Source organism: Flavobacterium cryophilum (genome assembly GCF_048286555.1).
Taxonomy (GTDB): domain Bacteria; phylum Bacteroidota; class Bacteroidia; order Flavobacteriales; family Flavobacteriaceae; genus Flavobacterium.
Genome location: NZ_JBLVPZ010000001.1, coordinates 18,369 through 37,940 on the forward strand (window position 1 = coordinate 18,369; position 19,572 = coordinate 37,940).

The following is a 19,572-nucleotide window of genomic DNA, read 5'->3' on the forward strand; positions in this document are numbered from 1 at the left end:
TAGTAAAAGATGGAATGATTTAAAAATTAAAAGATTACATAAATAAAACTAAATCGAGAAGCTGAAATAAATTCAGCTTAAACAAAAAAAAAGGCTTGACTTTCGCCAAACCTTTTATTTGAATCTTTTCAGATTCTATATAAATCATAATCTACCGATTACAACAATGCGTCTAAACTATCGGCGTAAGTTTGTTTTGGAGCAACTCCTACTTGCTTCCCTACTACTTCACCGTTATGAAAAACTAATACCGTAGGGATATTTCTTACTCCATATTTGGCTGCAAATTCTTGATTTGCATCAACATCAACCTTCCCTACAACCACTCTTCCTTCATATTCATTACTTAACTCATCAATGATTGGCCCTACCATTCTACAGGGTCCACACCATGCTGCCCAAAAATCCACCATTACCGGTTTGTCTGATTTCAAAACCAATTCTTCAAAATTCGCGTCTGTTATTGCTACTGCCATAATATTTTATTTAAAGTTTATCGTTTGAAATATTTAAAGTTTCAAACTTGATTACAAATTTAGAAATTAAAAACCAATCAAACGCCATTCATAAATTAGTTTTGATTATAAGTGTATTGTCAATTGTTATTTTTAATAAATGTTAGGAGCTTTTTCCTGCTATTCGTTTCAATCTTTTATAACCCAGTCAGGGTTCGAAACCCTGACCGGGTTGTAAAAGAATTTTCTCTTCAATCAGGGCTAGGGCATTGTGCTTTAATTCAACTTAAAGTTAATCTGCATTTTTTCCAGCTCCACCAGCAATTCATTGGAAATTTTAATTTTCAATTTTCTGCTCGGCATCGTTAGCTTGGTAACTACCTTTATTTCTTCAATTTCTTCTACTTTTGCAACAGAATTCATCTCCGGAATTTCGAGAGCTTCAATTTCAGAATCGGCAACCTCTTCATCGAAAGCAACCTCTTCATTTTCTATCGCAACAGGAGCAACCGCAACCAGTCGTTTCGTTTTTTCTAACTCCATGATTTCAAAAGACACTGTATTATCCCCTTTATTTTCCTGAAAAAGATGACTTAATTTGTGGATAAAATCCGTTTCTAAATCCTTTATATTTAAGAGTACAATCAATTTTCTAGCAAAGGTTTCTAACACATCTTGTAATTGCTTTACTTCTACAAATTGCAGTCTTGGCTCTCCTTTTTTTCCGGTATCGCGGTCTGTCCAACCTTCTTTTACCAGTACTTTCATGAAGGTAAAATTATTTTGAATAAAGAAATGACGGAATTTTAAATACTCTTCCCCAAAAATTCGAAACTCATAACTTTCGTCATATCCCTCCAAAGTGAATATACCCCAGCCTTTTCCGTTCTTGGCCACACGATGTTGCACATTATTAATAATTCCCCCAAATGTGAGGTTTTTACTGACATGCAATTCCATATTCTTCAATGCCTCTAACTTGGCATTGCAAAAATGTTTCATTTCAAATTTGTAATCATCCAGCGGATGTCCTGAAATATAAATTCCCACAACTTCTTTCTCTTTCGCGAGTTTTTCCATCGTACTCCAATCCTCGCAAGGCGGTACAACAGGCTCCGCGATTTGCACATCACTGGTATCACCAAACAAACTTACTTGCGATGAATTCTCGTTTTCCTGATACTTCGAACCATATCGGATTGCTTTTTCATAAAAGGTAATACCATCACCATCATCATGAAAATATTGTGCCCGCGTGGTTCCTAAAAACGAATCAAATCCTCCTGCCAAAACTAGATTCTCCAACGCTTTTTTATTCGCCGCACGTAAATCAATACGTTTGGTCAAATCAAAAATAGACTTGTATCTTCCGTCCTTTCTGTTCTCCACAATTGTTGCCACAGCTCCAGAACCAACGCCTTTTACGGCTCCCATTCCAAAACGCACCGCATAATCATCATTTACCGTAAATTTATAAAATGATTCATTTACATCAGGCCCTAAAACTTGTAACCCCATTCGCTTACATTCCTCCATAAAGAAAGAAACCTGCTTGATATCACTCATATTGTTAGACAAAACTGCGGCCATATATTCGGCGGGATAATTGGCTTTTAAAAATGCCGTTTGGTAGGCAATCCAAGCATAGCAAGTGGAATGTGACTTATTAAAGGCATATTCCGCAAAAGCTTCCCAGTCTTTCCATATTTTTTCTAATTTATCTTCGGCATGACCTTTGGCGGCAGCCTGAGAGATAAATTTAGGTTTCATTTTATCCAGAACATCCTTTTGTTTTTTCCCCATCGCTTTACGCAAAACGTCGGCATCCCCTTTGGAGAAATCCGCTAGTTTTTGAGACAAAAGCATTACCTGCTCTTGGTATACGGTAATTCCGTAGGTATCTTTTAGTAATTCTTCGCAGGCATCCAAGTCATAAATAATTTCCTCTTCGCCATTTTTTCGCTTGACGAAACTCGGAATATAGGCAATCGGTCCCGGTCGATACAATGCATTCATTGCAATTAAATCGGGAAAAACCGTAGGCTTTAATTCCTTCATGTATTTTTGCATTCCTGGACTCTCATATTGGAAAATCCCTACGGTTTCTCCACGTTGAAAAAGCTCGTAGGTCTTTAAATCATCAATCGGAAATTCATCTGGATTCAGGTCAATTCCAGTTCTGTATTTTACTAATTTGACCGTGTCTTTTATCAAAGTCAGGGTTTTCAAACCCAAGAAATCCATCTTTAATAAACCGGCACTTTCCACCACCGAGTTATCAAATTGAGTCACGTACAAATCTGAATCTTTGGCGGTAGCCACCGGAACAAAATTTGTAATATCACTTGGCGTAATAATTACACCACAAGCGTGAATCCCTGTATTTCTTAAGTTTCCTTCTAAAACTTTGGCTTGCTGAATGGTTTCTCCACCCAGATCATCTTCATTAGCAAGGCCTATTAATTCTTTTATTTTATCGTATTCCTCCGGACGAACCGCTTTTTTAATTACATCTTCTTTTTCATTTAAAAAACGAGCCAAATTCCACTTCGACGGCATCATTCCAGGAATCAATTTCGCAATTCTGTCGGCTTCAAACAAAGGCAAATCCAATACACGAGCGGTATCACGAATCGCTGATTTCGTTGCCATTTTTCCGTAAGTGATAATTTGCGCCACTTGTTTCGAACCGTATTTGCGGATCACATAATCCATTACGCTGCTTCGTCCTTCGTCATCAAAATCGATATCAATATCAGGAAGTGATACACGATCCGGATTCAGGAAACGCTCAAAAAGCAGGTTGTACATCAATGGGTCGATATTGGTGATTTTCAAACAATAGGCCACCACCGATCCTGCCGCAGAACCCCTTCCCGGCCCTACCGAAACGCCCATACTTCTCGCCTCAGCAATTAAATCCTGTACAATCAGGAAATATCCCGGATAACCAGAATTGGAAATGGTCAACAATTCAAAGTCGAGTCGTTCCTGAATTTCTTCGGTGATTACAGGATATCTGCGATTGGCACCTTCAAAAGTCAAATGTCTTAAATAGGCATTTTCTCCTCGCACTCCGCCGTCAACTGCATCTTCGGGATTATTAAATTCAACGGGGATTTCAAATTTTGGCAATAAAACTTCCCGCGCCAAATCGAAAATTTCAATTTTATCCACAATCTCCGAAATATTCGAAATCGCTTCCGGAAGATTGTTGAAGAGTTGTTTCATTTCGTCTCCCGACTTGAAATAGTATTCCTGATTGGGCAATCCGTATCGATACCCGCGACCACGACCAATAGGCGTGGTTTGCTTTTCGCCGTCCCGCACACAAAGCAAAATATCATGCGCATTCGAATTTTCTTTGTCTATATAAAAGGTATTATTTGTCGCTACAATCTTGACATCGTGTTTTCTTGCCAATGAAATTAAAGACGCATTCACCCGATTTTCATCTTCCTGATTGTGACGCATCACCTCAATGTAAAAATCTTCCTTAAATTCATTTTTCCACCAAAGCAAAGCCTCTTCAGCTTGGTTTTCACCAATATTTAAAATCTTATTTGGAATTTCGCCGTAAAGATTTCCAGACAAAACAATAATATCTTCTTTGAATTCCTGAATGACTTTTCTGTCGATTCTAGGCACATAATAAAACCCTTCCGTATAAGCGATGGAAGACATTTTAGCCAAATTGTGATAGCCTTTTTTGGTCTTCGCCAAAAGTACTATCTGGTATCCATTGTCTTTAACTTTTTTATTTTTATGGTCCTCACACACAAAAAATTCGCAACCTACAATTGGTTTCATCGGAACTTCGGTAGGTTCTTCACCCTTTTCAATTGCCACTTTATTCTTGGCTTCAGCCCCTTTATTATGGTATAAAATATCACGAACAAAATGGAAAGCACCCATTAAATTGGCATGATCTGTCATGGCCACCGCAGGCATTTTTTGTTGTGAAGCTGCTTTTACCAGTGCTGCAATACTAATCGTAGACTGCAATACTGAAAATTGGGTATGATTGTGTAAGTGAACGAAAGGCGTATCGACAAGTACTTTTTTATTCTCCGAAAGTTCTGCTCTGGAAACAGCTGGCGCTTGTTTTTCGCCAAATTGCTGCCGAATTTTATCGGAAGCTTCCTTAAGATTAATATGTTTTAAGCCAATGAGTTTAATCTCACTTGGATTTTTATTTTGAAAGTCTTTAAAATAACCTATTTCAACATCGAGTTCTTCTTTTGTGAAAATATCACGCCGAATTAACTCTAAGAAACAACGCGTTGTTGCCTCCACATCGGCGGTGGCGTTGTGCGCTTCCCCAAAAGGTTTATTAAAAAGATAACTATGTAATTCTGTTAAGGTTGGCAACTTGAATTTTCCTCCACGTCCTCCTGGTAATTTTAATAAAGAAGCAGTAATTTCAGTACACGTATCTAGAATAGGCATCGAACTCATTTGGCTTTCGATCCCCATTCTATAAAATTCGCAACCCATAATATTGATATCAAAACCTAAATTCTGACCTACAATAAACTTGGCTTTACCTAGCGCCACGTTAAATTTTCCTAAAACTTCGACCAAAGAAATTCCTTCGGCTTCCGCCAATTCAGTAGAAATACCGTGAATTCGCTCTGCGTCATACGGGATATTAAACCCTTCAGGCTTGACCAAATAGTCTTGATGCTCGATGAGTTTTCCCATATCGTCGTGCAACTGCCAGGCGATTTGAATACACCGCGGCCAGTTTTCCGTATCTGAAATGGGAGCGCCCCAGCGCTTAGGTAATCCTGTGGTTTCGGTATCAAATATTAAGTACATAAATCCCCTTCCCAGCCCTCCCTGAAGAGAAGGGCATCTAAATCCATAGATTTAAATTGTGTCTTTAACTGGTTTTAAACACTTTAAAATTAATAAAAGCGACAAAAAATCAATTTCAAAATTAGTCTTTTTTTGGTCAAAGAATGCAGTATTTTATCAACACCTATCAATAATTTTTATTCTTTACTTTTTGCATAAACCATTATAGAAATTGCCAAATAAGGAATATCTTTTAGGATAAAAAAATCAGTTACAGGAAAACCCTCTACCATTTTAAAAACACCAGGAGTGGTAACTAAAAAACTTAAAGTGGTGACAAAAATAATAGCCGAAGCCAAACCAGCATACATTCCGATTTTTTTATTAAAAAAAGAAAGTATTAGTCCAATTGCAGTTACAACTTCAAAAATCCCGATTACATTAGAAACTGTTTGTACAGACATTACGTTGTACATCCAACGCATTGCAAAATGATTTTCGACCAAACCTTTTATGGCTTCAGCTTCGACAGCCGTAAACTTAAATAGTCCCACCCAAATTAAAATGATTATTGTACCCGAGACTCCAATTTTGTATGCGATTTGATTTAAATTCATGATATATCTTTAATTATTTATACTATTCAAAATTAGTGATCTTGATTTAAAGTAATTGTCATTTACTTGTCATAAAAGAATATTTTTTTAAAAATAAACACCGCATATTTTCTTTAAATCTAGTTAAAAAAACAAAAAAATACATGTTTTGGATGTCGTAGTATTTCATCAAAAAAATATACTGCAATACGGGTACAAAACAAGCCCATTATTAAGAAAAACAGGTTAAAAAAGACCTGCCGCCAAAGTCAAATATTGAATTTATAATTAAAATAATGTCGGTTTTAATTCTATTTAATCAATTATTCATAAAATAAACAGCCTTTAAACAGCGTATATTAACTATTCGATAAAAATAAAAATCGTATAAAATTAATTTCGAGTTGATCTGAATAAAAAACAGCACTATTAAAAAAGCAGTGTAAAAGATAAAAAACTGCAAAGAAATACCGTAATACGATTTTGGGTATCGTATATAATGAAAAATTAAAAAATAAAAATTTCATTCTTTTTTTAGTTTAGCTTTCATTGTTATCATTTTAGTCAACTTGGCTACAAAAAAAACACATTAAAACATATTAAAATGAGTACTACATTATTTGACAAAGTATGGGATTCGCACGTGGTGCGTAAAATTGAAGATGGGCCAGACGTGTTTTTTATTGACCGTCATTTCATCCATGAAGTTACTAGTCCTGTAGCTTTTTTAGGCTTAAAAGAAAGAGGGATTTCAGTATTATACCCCGAGCGAACTTTTGCAACTGCCGATCACAATACCCCAACTATAAATCAACATTTACCAGTGCAAGATCCATTATCTGCCAATCAACTTAAAGCATTAGAAGACAATGCAGCAGAATATGGTATTTCTCACTGGGGATTAGGTCATCAAAAAAATGGAATTGTACACGTGGTAGGTCCTGAAAACGGAATTACACTGCCAGGCGCCACCATTGTATGCGGAGATTCTCATACTTCTACCCATGGTGCTTTTGGTGCTATTGCTTTTGGTATCGGTACTTCGGAGGTAGAAATGGTGATGGCTACTCAATGTATCATGCAACCCAAACCAAAAAAAATGCGGATCAACGTGAATGGTGAATTGAGCAAGGGTGTAGGTCCAAAAGACGTGGCGCTTTATATTATTTCTCAATTAACCACTTCTGGAGGAACAGGATATTTTGCGGAATATGCTGGAAATGTTTTTGAAAACATGTCTATGGAAGGTCGTATGACCGTTTGTAACTTGAGTATCGAAATGGGTGCTCGTGGCGGAATGATTGCTCCAGACCAAAAAACATTTGATTTCCTAGAAGGAAGATTATATGCTCCAAAAGGTGACGCTTGGGATAAAGCAGTTGCGTATTGGAAAACATTAAAAACAGATGTTGATGCAGTTTTTGATACCGAATTAAATATCAATGCTTCAGATATTGAACCAATGATTACCTATGGCACAAATCCTGGAATGGGAATTGGCATCTCGGCAACTATTCCAAATGCTAACCAAGTTAAAGGTGGCACCGAAACATATAAAAAATCTTTAGCCTACATGGGTTTTGAAGAAAATGACGTAATGATTGGCAAACCAATTGATTTTGTTTTCCTAGGAAGTTGTACCAATGGTAGAATAGAAGATTTCAGAGCTTTTACAGAAATTGTTAAAGGCAGAAAAAAAGCCGACAATGTTACCGCATGGCTAGTTCCAGGTTCGCATGTAGTGGAAGCTCAGATTATCGAAGAAGGTCTTTTGGACATACTTACCGAATCTGGTTTCGTATTGCGTCAGCCCGGTTGTTCAGCTTGTTTGGCCATGAACGATGACAAAGTGCCTGCTGGGAAATATGCCGTAAGCACTTCAAATAGGAATTTTGAAGGTCGTCAAGGTCCGGGTTCAAGAACTTTATTGGCCAGTCCAATTATGGCAGCTGCAGCTGCAGTTACTGGAGTACTGACAGATCCTAGAGATTTGTTTTGAAAGATTTCAGAATGTAGATTAACGATTTTTGAATTTAGATTTCGCTAGTCAACAAATTACAGATTTCTTTTACAGCATTCATATTAGAATAAAAAATTTAGATTACACAAAATAACATTAACGTTTAAGATTACACTTCACTTACGGTAAATCAAAAATCGTTAATCAAAAATCAAAAATCAAATGGCATACGATAAATTTAACATCCTTACCAGTAGCGCAGTGCCGTTACCAATAGAAAATGTGGATACCGATCAAATTATTCCAGCGCGTTTCTTAAAAGCGACTGAACGCGTTGGTTTTGGCGATAACCTTTTCCGAGACTGGAGATACAACGGAGATGATACTCCAAAAGCAGATTTTGTACTAAATAACGCAACTTATGGTGGCAAAATATTAGTAGGCGGAAAAAACTTTGGTTCAGGTTCTTCACGAGAGCACGCAGCTTGGGCAGTTTACGATTACGGATTTCGTGCAGTTGTCTCCAGTTTCTTTGCAGATATCTTCAAAGGAAATTGCTTGAATATTGGTGTTTTGCCAGTGCAGGTGAGTCCAGAATTTGCAGAGACCATCTTCAATGCTATCGCAGCCGATCCAAAAACAGAACTGGAAATAAATCTTCCGGAACAAACCATTACGCTACAAGCAACGGGTCAAAAAGAATCTTTTGAAATCTCTGGATACAAAAAAGACAATATGGTTAATGGTTTTGATGATATTGACTATTTACAAAACATCAAAGAAGAAATTGTTGAATTTGCCAACAAGCTTCCTTACTAAAAAGAAGCAATATAATGCAGTTGTTTCTCAAACCAGATAACTGCTGTACCTCTTAACAAAACGCATCAACAAGATTTCAAATTACTGATGTCAAAACCAATTTTAGGATCAAATTTATAATGAAAAAAAGAAAAATTGAAATAATGGATACGACGCTCCGTGACGGTGAACAAACCTCCGGAGTATCATTTTCTGCTGCAGAAAAACTAACCATTGCGCAATTGTTGTTGGAAGAATTAAATATTGATAGAATTGAAATTGCTTCGGCACGTGTTAGCGAAGGAGAATTTCAGGGTGTTAAAGGCATTATGACTTGGGCGAATGAGAAGGAATACTCGAACCGAATAGAGGTTTTAACCTTTGTTGACGGGGGCCTTTCAATCGATTGGATGAAAAAAACCGGAGCTAAAGTTCAAAATTTATTGACTAAGGGATCTTTGAATCATTTAACACATCAGTTAAAAAAAACACCCGAACAACATTTTACCGAAATTGCGCAGACGATTGCATGGGCGCAGGAAAACAATATTGAGACTAATGTTTATTTGGAAGATTGGAGTAACGGAATGCGCAATTCTCCTGAATATGTGTATCAATATTTAGATTTTTTGACCAAGCAACCTATAAAAAGAGTATTACTACCGGACACTTTGGGCGTTTTAATACCTTCTGAAACTTTTGAATTTATTTCGAAAATTGTAACGAGCTACCCTGATACCCATTTTGATTTTCATGCGCATAATGATTATGATTTGAGCATTGCCAATGTCATGGAAGCAGTAAAAGCCGGAATTCAAGGACTTCACGTTACAGTAAACGGAATGGGAGAACGAGCTGGGAATGCGCCATTAGAAAGTACCGTTGCGGTTATTAATGACTTTTTTCCACAAATAGAAATCGGTGTAAAAGAATTTTCATTATATTCTGTGAGTAAATTAGTAGAGACTTTTACCGGTTATAGAATTCCCGCTAACAAACCTATCGTTGGCGACAATGTGTTTACGCAAACTGCAGGTATTCATGCTGACGGGGATAATAAAAACAACTTATATTTTAATGATTTACTTCCCGAACGTTTTGGGAGAACACGAAAATATGCATTAGGGAAAACATCTGGAAAAGCTAATATTGAAAAAAACCTTCAGGAATTAGGTTTAAAATTAAATCCGGACGACTTAAAATTAGTCACCCAACGCATCATTGAATTGGGCGACAAAAAAGAAACAGTTACCAAAGAAGATTTGCCATACATTATCTCTGATGTTTTGGATAGCCAAACCTATCAAGAAAAAGTTGTTGTCGAATCCTATATATTATCTCATGCAAAAGGCATGCGTCCATCAACTACTTTATCTTTAAAAATAGATGGTGAAATCTTTGAAGAGCACGCGCAAGGTGATGGTCAATTTGATGCTTTCATGAACGCATTGGCAAAAATATACAAAAGCAAAAATTTGGAATTGCCTAAATTGATCGATTATGCCGTACGAATCCCACCAGGAGGTAGTTCTGATGCATTATGTGAAACCATAATTACCTGGACGAATAATGAAAAAGAATTTAAAACCAGAGGATTAGATTCAGACCAAACGGTTGCGGCCATAATAGCGACCCAAAAAATGTTGAATGTAATCCCCTCCCCAGCCCTTCCTGAAGGGGAGGGAGCCAAGCCGAAATTGGACCTTGAAAATTTGGAATAAAATTAAAGAGATTTAACAGATACAATAAACTCAATCCTATTCCACCTAGTTTCCCCCTCCTTGGGAGGGGGCTGGGGGGAGGAAAACACTATTAATATGAAATTTAACATTGCCCTTTTAGCCGGAGACGGAATTGGACCCGAAGTAATCAATGAAGCTGTAAAAGTTTCAGATGCAATTGCAAAAAAATTTAACCATGAAATCACGTGGACACCTGCCCTTACTGGAGCCTGTGCCATTGATGCCGTTGGAGTACCTTATCCTGACGAAACACATGAAATTTGCATGAATGCCGATGCGGTTTTGTTTGGAGCAATTGGACATCCAAAATACGATAATGATCCAAAAGCTACCGTAAGACCTGAGCAAGGGTTGTTATTAATGCGCAAAAAACTAGGCCTGTTTGCCAATGTACGTCCAACGTTTACTTTTCCTTCATTGATTGACAATTCTCCTTTGAAAAGAGAACGCATCGAAGGAACTGATTTGGTTTTCTTAAGAGAACTTACTGGAGGAATCTATTTTGGGGAAAAAGGACGAAAAGACGATGGCGAAACTGCATTTGATACTTGTACTTACACCCGAGCAGAAGTATATCGTTTGGCTAAAAAAGGTTTTGAATTGGCGATGACCCGCACTAAAAAACTATGCTGTGTTGACAAAGCAAACGTACTAGAAACCTCTCGCTTATGGAGAGAAACTGTACAAACTATGGAAAAGGATTACCCTGAAGTAACGGTGAGCTATGAATTTGTTGACGCTGTTGCCATGCGGCTGGTACAATGGCCTAACTCGTATGACGTACTGATTACCGAAAACTTGTTCGGAGATATATTAACGGACGAAGCTTCAGTGATATCAGGTTCTATGGGATTAATGCCATCAGCATCTGTGGGAGAACACACTTCTTTGTACGAGCCTATTCACGGATCTTATCCACAGGCGACAGGTTTAAATATCGCTAATCCATTAGCAACGGTATTATCGGCAGCGATGATGTTTGAAGATGCTTTTGGATTAAAAGAAGAAGCAGCAGCGATTAGAGCAGTAGTTAATAAATCGTTAGAGCAAGGAATTGTAACCGAAGATTTAGCGGGCAAAAATGCTAAAGCATATAAAACAAGCGAAGTTGGTGACTGGTTAATTGCTAATCTTTAAATTATTGCAAAAAAAAACCATGCTTCAGCTCTCTTTTCTTTAAAGAGGCCAGTAGTAAGCGAACAAAAAAGGTGTCAATTTTCATTGACACCTTTTTTTATAGCTAGAAAAAAATATTAATATCCTCCTCTGTTTCCACCACCACGGTTGTCTCCACCACGGCTGTTTCCACCACCATAACCACCGCGTGAATCTCCACCACGACTGTTATTGTTAAAACTTCTTCTTTCACCTTCTGGTTTAGGCTCAGATTTGTTTACTACGATTGCACGTCCTTGAACAGTAGCTCCGTTCAATTCGTCAATTGCTTTTTGAGCTTCGTCATCATTTGGCATCTCAACAAAACCAAATCCTTTACTTCTTCCAGTAAATTTATCAGTAATAATTTTTACTGAATCAACTGCTCCGTACGCCTCGAAAGACTCTCTTAAATCTGCTTCCTCAATACTGAATGGAAGGCTTCCAACAAAAATATTCATATGTACTTATTTAAATAATAGAACAAATATACTATTATATTTTTCTAATCTACTATACATTAGCTTATTTATGATTTTATTTTTAAAAATATAAGAAAATGTGCATCGTAAAGGTGTTTTAATAAATCAACTTGCTATATTACTGAACAACAGAACGAATTATAGGAATTTTATAAAAAACACCATTTTGAAAATTGACCACTGAATTGGTTAAAGAACTACTATTAGTGTTTTTAGCATTAAACTTAAAAGTACCACTTATGGTGTTATTAACTGTATCGTATTCTGTAATCACAATTTGCCCTTCACCTACTCCAAGACCTGTAGAAAAAGTAATTAAACCATTTGTAGCATCAGTGATTGTATAGATCGCTTTTTTAGATTCACTCGTTCCTAAAAAATATGTTTGCGTTTTAGTAGAAGTAGTTTTCAAGGACAAAGTCTCATTTGCTGTAAAGGATTCTATAAGCAAAGAGCCATCAGCACTTACTGTCGCTTTAGATTGCACCCCTCTCCAAAACACATTATCTTTCGTGCCCTGAAGTGAAGGATTATTAAAACTAATGTTTTCTTCACAAGCGATTAAAGAAAAAAGCACAACAATAAATAAAAAATATTTTTTCATAAAATGCATCTTTTAGAGTAACAAAAGTATGACATTAGACCTTAAAAAAATATAATTGCACTAAAAATAAACACTCCATTGTACCAAAAATAGTACTGTTGGTTAAAACAGCGCCCGAATTAGTATTTATCGATAAAAGATGTATCTTTGCACCCTTAATTAATCGAGGTCGAGTACCTCAAAATTTAATCACAAGATTATGTCAGTAAAAATTAGATTACAAAGACACGGTAAAAAAGGAAAACCTTTTTACTGGGTTGTAGCAGCAGATGCTCGCTCAAAAAGAGATGGTAAATACTTAGAGAAAATCGGTACTTACAATCCTAACACAAACCCAGCTACTATCGACTTAAACCTTGATAGCGCAGTAAAATGGTTGCACAATGGTGCTCAACCAACGGATACTGCAAAAGCAATTCTTTCTTACAAAGGAGCTTTATTGAAACATCACCTTGATGGTGGTATTCGTAAAGGAGCTTTAACTCAAGAACAAGCTGATGCAAAATTAGCGGATTGGTTAGAAGCTAAAACTGGAAAAGTTGATGCTAAAAAAGAAGGTTTAACAAAAGCGCAAGCTGATGCTAAAGCTAAAGCTTTCAAAGCAGAACAAGATGTGAATGCTAAACGTTTAGCTGCAGCTGCTCAAGCAGAAGCTGACGCTATCGCTGCTGCAACTCCAGCTGTTGAAGAAGAAGTTACTGAAGTTGAAGCTGAAGAAGCTCCAGCTGCAGAAGAAAATAACGAAACAACTGAAGCATAATTTTAGAAGGCGAAGATGCGTAAAGAAGATTGTTTCTATTTAGGTAAAATCGCTAAAAAATTTAGTTTCAAAGGGGAAGTTCTTGCCTATTTAGATACGGACGAACCGGAGTTATACGAAAACCTGGAATCAGTGTTTGTTGAATGCAACAAACACTTGGTTCCATTTTTTATTGAAAGCAGTTCGTTACACAAAAATGATTTCCTTCGAATTCGTTTTGAAGACATGAACACCGAGGAAGATGCCGATGCCATTATAGGAAACGCCATTTATCTTCCCTTAAATATGTTGCCTAAACTTACTGGCAATAAATTCTACTTCCACGAAGTAATTGGTTTTGAAGTTGAAGACAAACGCTTAGGTATTGTCGGAAAGATCGAATCCATTAATGACACCACCGCCCAACCTCTTTTTGAAGTTTTAAACGGTGATGTTGAAATCCTCATTCCTATGATTGACCATTTCCTTGTAAAAATTGACAGGGAAAACAAAAAAGTTATCATGGATCTACCAGAAGGACTTATTGAAATGTACCTTTAAAAAAGTTTATTTGTTTATTCGGTTATTTGAAAATCTGACTCGAGCGATAGCGAACAGGCGAAGCAAATCAAAAATCGTTAATCCTCAATCTGAAATCAAAATTCTTCATGTTTAGTTTCAAACAATTCTCAATCCAACAAGATCGTTGTGCCATGAAAATTGGAACCGACGGTGTTTTACTTGGCGCCTGGGCACCAATTGAAAACAATCCCTTTAGCATCTTAGATATTGGAGCCGGAACAGGCGTAATCGCTTTGATGTTAGCGCAAAGAAGCAACGCCGAACAAATTGATGCTTTGGAAATTGATGAAGAAGCCTATGAGCAATCAGTAGATAATTTTGAAAACTCCCCTTGGAGTGATCGCTTATTTTGTTTTCATGCCGGCTTGGACGAATTTGTCGAAGAACCTGAAGATGTATATGATTTAATTGTTTCCAATCCTCCTTTTTACACCGAAGATTACAAATCAGAAAACCAACAACGCGATTTAGCCCGTTTTGCTGACGCCATGCCTTTTGAAGATTTAATTGAAGCGGCCGACTTGTTACTTTCTGAAAACGGAATTTTCGCAGTAATCATTCCTTTTAAAGAAGAAGAAAACTTCTTGGCTATAGCCAAAGAATTCGAATTATACCCATTAAAAATTACAAGAGTAAAAGGTACTCCAACCACCGAGATCAAACGTAGTTTATTGGCTTTTAGCCGAAACGAAAGTGTGAATTTTCCAATTGATGAATTAATTATCGAAACTTCAAGACATCAATATACTGCAGAATACATCGCCTTGACTAAGGATTTTTATTTGAAGATGTAATTCCGGATTTTATCCAAATACATAAACAGACTTATTTAAAATAAATTTCGATCAGCATTTAACAATTTTATTGTAAATTAGTTTTCATTGATTTTTTTTCAGCAAACTCCTTCTTTGAAAATCTTCTTAATTGATTGAAAACACATTGTTTTCTATCAAAATAAAAAAATATAACATTTGTTAATCCTTTTGTTATATTTCTTTATGTAAATTTGTCACATACAAAATTAACAAACCATGAAACCAGACTTATTTCAAGCTCCAGATTATTATAACTTAGACGATTTACTTACAGAAGAACACAAACTAGTACGTGATTCTGCCCGTGCATGGGTAAAACGTGAAGTCTCTCCTATTATAGAAGAATATGCTCAAAAAGCGGAATTTCCTAAACAAATTATAAAAGGCTTGGGTGAAATTGGCGGATTTGGTCCTTACATTCCAGTAGAATATGGTGGCGCAGGTTTAGACCAAATATCATATGGCTTAATTATGCAGGAAATAGAACGTGGAGATTCTGGCGTTCGTTCTACCTCATCTGTACAATCCTCTTTAGTGATGTATCCCATCTGGAAATACGGAAATGAAGAGCAACGCATGAAATACTTACCTAAATTAGCTACGGGAGAATACATGGGATGTTTTGGATTAACGGAACCTAATTACGGTTCTGATCCAGGCAGTATGATTACAAATTTTAAAGATATGGGAGATCATTATCTATTAAATGGTGCCAAAATGTGGATTTCAAACGCTCCCTTTGCTGATATTGCCATTGTTTGGGCAAAAAGTGAAGAAGGAAGAATTCACGGTCTAATTGTCGAAAGAGGAATGGAAGGGTTTAGCACTCCGGAAACGCATAACAAATGGTCTCTTCGTGCCTCTTCAACTGGAGAATTAATTTTTGATAATGTCAAAGTTCCAAAAGAAAATTTATTACCCAATAAATCGGGATTAGGAGCGCCGCTGGGCTGTCTCGATTCGGCACGGTACGGAATTGCCTGGGGCGCTATTGGTGCCGCCATGGACTGTTATGATACCGCATTGCGTTACGCTAAAGAAAGAATCCAGTTTGACAAACCTATTGCAGGAACACAATTGCAACAAAAGAAATTAGCCGAAATGATAACTGAAATCACCAAAGCACAATTGTTGACCTGGAGATTAGGTGTTTTGAGAAATGAAGGGCGAGCCACTACAGCTCAAATCTCAATGGCCAAAAGAAATAATGTAGATATGGCCATTCACATCGCTCGTGAAGCTAGACAAATACTTGGCGGAATGGGAATTACAGGCGAATATTCGATCATGCGTCACATGATGAATTTAGAATCGGTAATTACATATGAAGGAACACATGACATTCATTTACTAATAACAGGAATGGACATTACCGGAATTCCGGCCTTTAAATAGTAATTAACAACTATTTAAAGTATTTATAAAAATGATACAAAAAGCTTCTTGGAAACAAGAAGCTTTTTTATATTTACATAAAATTACCACCTATGAATATTGAAACAATCAACAATAGCATTCAGCCCCAAAAAGAATTATTGGTACACCATCCTTTATATAAAAAAGTAAAAACAATTGAGGACTTACAGTGCTTTCTTGAAAATCACGTATATGCAGTTTGGGATTTTATGTCTTTATTAAAAGCATTACAGTCCAAATTAACGTGTACGACCACTCCTTGGTTCGCCACAGAAAATCCGGAAACCAGATATTTGATTAACGAAATAGTCCTTGCTGAAGAATCCGATTTGACAATTGATGGTCGACGCCAAAGCCATTATGAAATGTACATTGAAGCGATGGAAGCTTGTGGCGCAAATACCGCTGGAATTGCACATTTTTTATCCGAAGTAAATTCGCTTAAAAACATATTTGTTGCTATCAAAAAAAGCAATTTACATCCCAACATTAAAGCTTTTTTAGATTTTACTTTCAGAGTTATTGACGAAGGAAAATCGCATGAAATTGCCGCTGCATTCACTTTTGGTAGAGAAGATCTAATTCCAAGTATGTTTACCGAGATTCTGAAAAACTTCCAAGAAAATTTACCACAAACTGATTTAAGCAAACTCATATATTATTTCGAAAGACATATCGAATTAGATGCTGACGATCATGGCCCAATGGCAATGAAAATGATAACAGAACTTTGTGGATCTGATGCTCAAAAATGGTCTGATGTAGAAGCAATTTCAATTTTAGCCTTGGAGAAAAGAATCGGATTATGGGATGCCATCGAAGAAACAATTATGATGAATGTTGAACTAGCATAAAACCAACTCCTACCGATAAACGTAACTATTATTTAGAAATGAATTACATCAAATTCCAAAATAATGAAAAAACAATTCCAACTACTAGTTGCGTTCCTTTCACTCCTTTTCATTGGGAGTTGCAGCACCGAAAACCCAGTTACTGAAAAAGCTCCCACACCCATAATTACAATGCCGCAAACACAAGGCAAATCCTTTAATTACTTAGCACTTGGCGACAGCTACACTATTGGGCAGAGCGTATGTGAAACCTGTAGATTCCCTGCACAATTAGTAAAGAACCTGGGAAATCTAAATCCGAACAACACTTATTCCTTGAAAATTATTGCACAAACCGGATGGACTACTTCCAACTTAATTACGGCAATAAACACCCAGAATCCAACTTTTAATTATGATTTGGTCACACTGCTTATCGGCGTAAACAATCAATATCAAAACAAACCTTTTTCATTATACGAAAAAGAATTTCCTGAATTACTGAATAAAGCTGTTGCTCTTGCAAAAGGGGATAAAACGAATGTAATTGTAATTTCAATACCTGATTATGCCTTTACTCCTTTTGGTCAAGCATCTGGTAACCAAAGTACAATTTCGACAGAAATAGATTTGTATAATGCTTTTGCAAAAAAATACTGCGATGACAATACAATAGTGTTTATAAACATAACGGATATTACCCGACAAGGTTTAACGAACAAGAATCTTGTAGCTCAAGATGGACTTCATCCTTCGGAAGCAGCGTATTCATTATTTGTAGAGCGAATTTTACCAAAAGCGACAACTGCTTTACATAATTAAAAACAATTCCTCAAAGAAGTATCTATCCAAAAAACAGCTTTCTTCGCTATTTTTTTTATCTTTATTTTTTAAAATATATCAATGTCTTCCCAAGAACGATTAACGACAGCGTACAAAGAGGCCAAAAGAATTCCTTTTGACGATCAATCAAAATTCATCCTTTTTAGTGATTGTCACAGAAGTGACAACAGTTTTGCTGATGATTTTGCAAGCAATCGAAATGTCTATTTTCATGCTATGACCCAATATTACAATGATGGCTTTACCTATTGTGAGCTGGGAGACGGCGATGAGTTATGGGAAAATATATTCTTTAAAACCATTTTTGAAGCACACAAGAACGTGTATCTTTTGCTAAAGAAATTTCACGATTCCAATAGGTACTATAAAATTTGGGGCAATCATGAAATGACTTTTCGAGATAAAGACCATGTAGCAAAAACACTTACTACGTATACAAACACACAAAATGATAGAATTGAACCCTTGTTCACTGGCATACAATGCCACGAAGCCATCGTTTTAGTTCACCAGAAAACCCATCAGGAATTGTTTTTGACTCATGGTCATCAAGCCGATTTCATGAATTATGTGGGTTGGAAAATCAATCGGTTTATGGTACGCGTTTTATGGAAACCTTTACAAATCTGGGGAATATCAGATCCTACGAGTCCTGCTAAGAATTATATAGAACGGATAAAAATCGAATTGCGCATCAAAAAATGGATCGAGAACAACAATCGAAAAATTACTATTGTGGGCCATACGCATCGTCCTAGTTTTTCTTACCCAAGTCAGAACACAACTCCTTACTTCAATGACGGAAGCTGTGTACACCCTAGAAGTATCACCGGAATAGAAATTGTAAACGGAACGATAACACTTATAAAATGGTTTATAGACACGAAGGAGAATGGCGTTCTTCAAGTTGTACGAGAGGTACTTGAAGGCCCTACTAATCTAAAAGATTACAAATAAAAAAAGCGTTTGCTAGGCAAACGCTTTCTTATTAATTTTCCGGAGCCAACTCCAGTTCTAATCCTTCGAGGCTTTCCGTGATTGGGATTTGACAGCCCAAACGACTATTTGATTTTACGTAAAATGCTTCTGAAAGCATCGCTTCTTCATCATCGCCCATTTCTGGCAAAGGCACGTTATTAAGAACATAACATTGACACGACGCACACATGGCCATTCCGCCACAAGTTCCTTCTACAGGAAGCTCATAGGCTTTGCATAATTCCATGATGTTCATAGCCATATCTGTTGGAGCCTGTAATTCATGTATTACTCCTTCTCTATCTTTTATCTTTATTAGTACATCCATTTTTTAAGTTTTGGAATTGGTTGGATAATCAGTTGTATACTATTGGAATACGGATTGTATGCTAGGGATAAAAGCCAGCTACCAAAGTAGCGCAAATAGCCCAGCGCTCTTAAGAAAAGGCAGTTACCCACATTAATATCGAGTAGCCTTTTATCTTAAAAGCGTCACGTCCAAAAAATTTATAGAATATTTACGACAGTTTCTATTTGTGGTGCAAACTTTTTAATGGTGGTTTCCACACCAGCTCTTAATGTCATTTGGTTGACACTACAACTGGTACACGCTCCCTCGAGACGTACTTTTACGTGTTTGTCATCCTCGATAGAGATCAATGTGATATCACCGCCGTCAGAATTTAAAAAAGGTCTGATTTCTTCGAGTGCTTTTTGAACTTCTACTACTAATTCTTCTGTTGTCATAATTAGATTGTTGGATTTTTGGCCTGT

General features: G+C 36.6%; 18 protein-coding genes. 11 read left to right on the plus strand and 7 right to left on the minus strand.

What is annotated here, in order from left to right; genetic code table 11:
* Positions 1–158: 158 nt before the first annotated feature.
* The 3 genes from trxA to ACNQGJ_RS00125 all read right to left on the minus strand — a co-directional run bounded on the left by trxA (position 159) and on the right by ACNQGJ_RS00125 (position 5,872).
* Positions 159–476, minus strand: a complete 318-nt coding sequence (gene trxA / locus ACNQGJ_RS00115; protein WP_417971296.1) for a thioredoxin — start codon at positions 474–476, stop codon at positions 159–161.
* A gap of 255 nt (positions 477–731) precedes the next feature.
* Positions 732–5,276 carry a DNA polymerase III subunit alpha gene (dnaE, locus tag ACNQGJ_RS00120; RefSeq protein ID WP_417971294.1) on the minus strand — a complete coding sequence of 1,515 codons (4,545 nt, stop codon included), beginning with the start codon at positions 5,274–5,276 and terminating at the stop codon, positions 732–734.
* A 176-nt stretch (positions 5,277–5,452) separates the two neighbouring features.
* On the minus strand, positions 5,453–5,872 hold the full coding sequence (locus ACNQGJ_RS00125; protein ID WP_417971292.1) for a DUF417 family protein: 420 nt from the start codon (positions 5,870–5,872) through the stop codon (positions 5,453–5,455).
* A gap of 583 nt (positions 5,873–6,455) precedes the next feature.
* Here ACNQGJ_RS00125 and leuC point away from each other — a divergent pair.
* The 4 genes from leuC (at position 6,456) to leuB (ending at position 11,488) form a co-directional block, all read left to right on the plus strand.
* Positions 6,456–7,850 (plus strand): 3-isopropylmalate dehydratase large subunit, encoded by a 1,395-nt coding sequence (leuC, locus tag ACNQGJ_RS00130; RefSeq protein ID WP_417971290.1) that lies wholly within the window; start codon positions 6,456–6,458, stop codon positions 7,848–7,850.
* A gap of 183 nt (positions 7,851–8,033) precedes the next feature.
* The gene (gene leuD / locus ACNQGJ_RS00135) at positions 8,034–8,630 is read left to right on the plus strand and encodes a 3-isopropylmalate dehydratase small subunit (protein WP_417971288.1); all 597 of its coding nucleotides are present in this window, start codon (positions 8,034–8,036) and stop codon (positions 8,628–8,630) included.
* Between the two features lie 119 nt (positions 8,631–8,749).
* The gene (locus ACNQGJ_RS00140; RefSeq protein ID WP_417971286.1) at positions 8,750–10,330 is read left to right on the plus strand and encodes an alpha-isopropylmalate synthase regulatory domain-containing protein; all 1,581 of its coding nucleotides are present in this window, start codon (positions 8,750–8,752) and stop codon (positions 10,328–10,330) included.
* 96 nt (positions 10,331–10,426) lie between these two features.
* A complete protein-coding gene (gene leuB / locus ACNQGJ_RS00145) occupies positions 10,427–11,488 on the plus strand; it encodes a 3-isopropylmalate dehydrogenase (RefSeq protein ID WP_417971284.1) in 1,062 nt (353 codons plus the stop codon).
* 116 nt (positions 11,489–11,604) lie between these two features.
* On the opposite strand, the gene ACNQGJ_RS00150 is transcribed toward leuB, so the two are convergent.
* Together ACNQGJ_RS00150 and ACNQGJ_RS00155 are read right to left on the minus strand one after the other, a co-directional pair.
* Complete coding sequence (locus ACNQGJ_RS00150; protein ID WP_099713722.1) at positions 11,605–11,967, minus strand: RNA recognition motif domain-containing protein; 363 nt, start codon at positions 11,965–11,967, stop codon at positions 11,605–11,607.
* 139 nt (positions 11,968–12,106) lie between these two features.
* The gene (locus ACNQGJ_RS00155; protein WP_417971281.1) at positions 12,107–12,592 is read right to left on the minus strand and encodes a DUF6252 domain-containing protein; all 486 of its coding nucleotides are present in this window, start codon (positions 12,590–12,592) and stop codon (positions 12,107–12,109) included.
* A 199-nt stretch (positions 12,593–12,791) separates the two neighbouring features.
* Here ACNQGJ_RS00155 and ACNQGJ_RS00160 point away from each other — a divergent pair, with 199 nt between their 5' ends.
* From ACNQGJ_RS00160 to ACNQGJ_RS00190, 7 genes are all read left to right on the plus strand, one after another.
* Positions 12,792–13,352, plus strand: coding sequence for a 30S ribosomal protein S16 (locus ACNQGJ_RS00160; RefSeq protein ID WP_417971279.1), 561 nt, complete (start codon positions 12,792–12,794; stop codon positions 13,350–13,352).
* A 15-nt stretch (positions 13,353–13,367) separates the two neighbouring features.
* On the plus strand, positions 13,368–13,892 hold the full coding sequence (gene rimM / locus ACNQGJ_RS00165) for a ribosome maturation factor RimM (protein ID WP_417971277.1): 525 nt from the start codon (positions 13,368–13,370) through the stop codon (positions 13,890–13,892).
* Between the two features lie 107 nt (positions 13,893–13,999).
* Positions 14,000–14,707, plus strand: coding sequence for a tRNA1(Val) (adenine(37)-N6)-methyltransferase (locus ACNQGJ_RS00170; protein ID WP_417971275.1), 708 nt, complete (start codon positions 14,000–14,002; stop codon positions 14,705–14,707).
* A gap of 237 nt (positions 14,708–14,944) precedes the next feature.
* Complete coding sequence (locus tag ACNQGJ_RS00175) at positions 14,945–16,123, plus strand: acyl-CoA dehydrogenase family protein (RefSeq protein ID WP_417971273.1); 1,179 nt, start codon at positions 14,945–14,947, stop codon at positions 16,121–16,123.
* A 92-nt stretch (positions 16,124–16,215) separates the two neighbouring features.
* A complete protein-coding gene (locus ACNQGJ_RS00180; protein WP_417971271.1) occupies positions 16,216–16,998 on the plus strand; it encodes a DUF3050 domain-containing protein in 783 nt (260 codons plus the stop codon).
* Positions 16,999–17,061: 63 nt separating this feature from the next.
* Entirely contained in the window at positions 17,062–17,799 is a 738-nt protein-coding gene (locus ACNQGJ_RS00185; protein ID WP_417971269.1) for an SGNH/GDSL hydrolase family protein, read from the plus strand.
* A gap of 81 nt (positions 17,800–17,880) precedes the next feature.
* A complete protein-coding gene (locus ACNQGJ_RS00190; RefSeq protein ID WP_417971267.1) occupies positions 17,881–18,777 on the plus strand; it encodes a serine/threonine protein phosphatase in 897 nt (298 codons plus the stop codon).
* A 31-nt stretch (positions 18,778–18,808) separates the two neighbouring features.
* Here ACNQGJ_RS00190 and ACNQGJ_RS00195 read toward each other — a convergent pair whose 3' ends face one another.
* Both ACNQGJ_RS00195 and ACNQGJ_RS00200 read right to left on the minus strand, forming a co-directional pair.
* Positions 18,809–19,126 carry a 2Fe-2S iron-sulfur cluster-binding family protein gene (locus ACNQGJ_RS00195; RefSeq protein ID WP_417971265.1) on the minus strand — a complete coding sequence of 106 codons (318 nt, stop codon included), beginning with the start codon at positions 19,124–19,126 and terminating at the stop codon, positions 18,809–18,811.
* Positions 19,127–19,305: 179 nt separating this feature from the next.
* Positions 19,306–19,545, minus strand: coding sequence for a NifU family protein (locus tag ACNQGJ_RS00200; protein WP_417971263.1), 240 nt, complete (start codon positions 19,543–19,545; stop codon positions 19,306–19,308).
* Between the last annotated feature and the right edge of the window lie 27 nt (positions 19,546–19,572).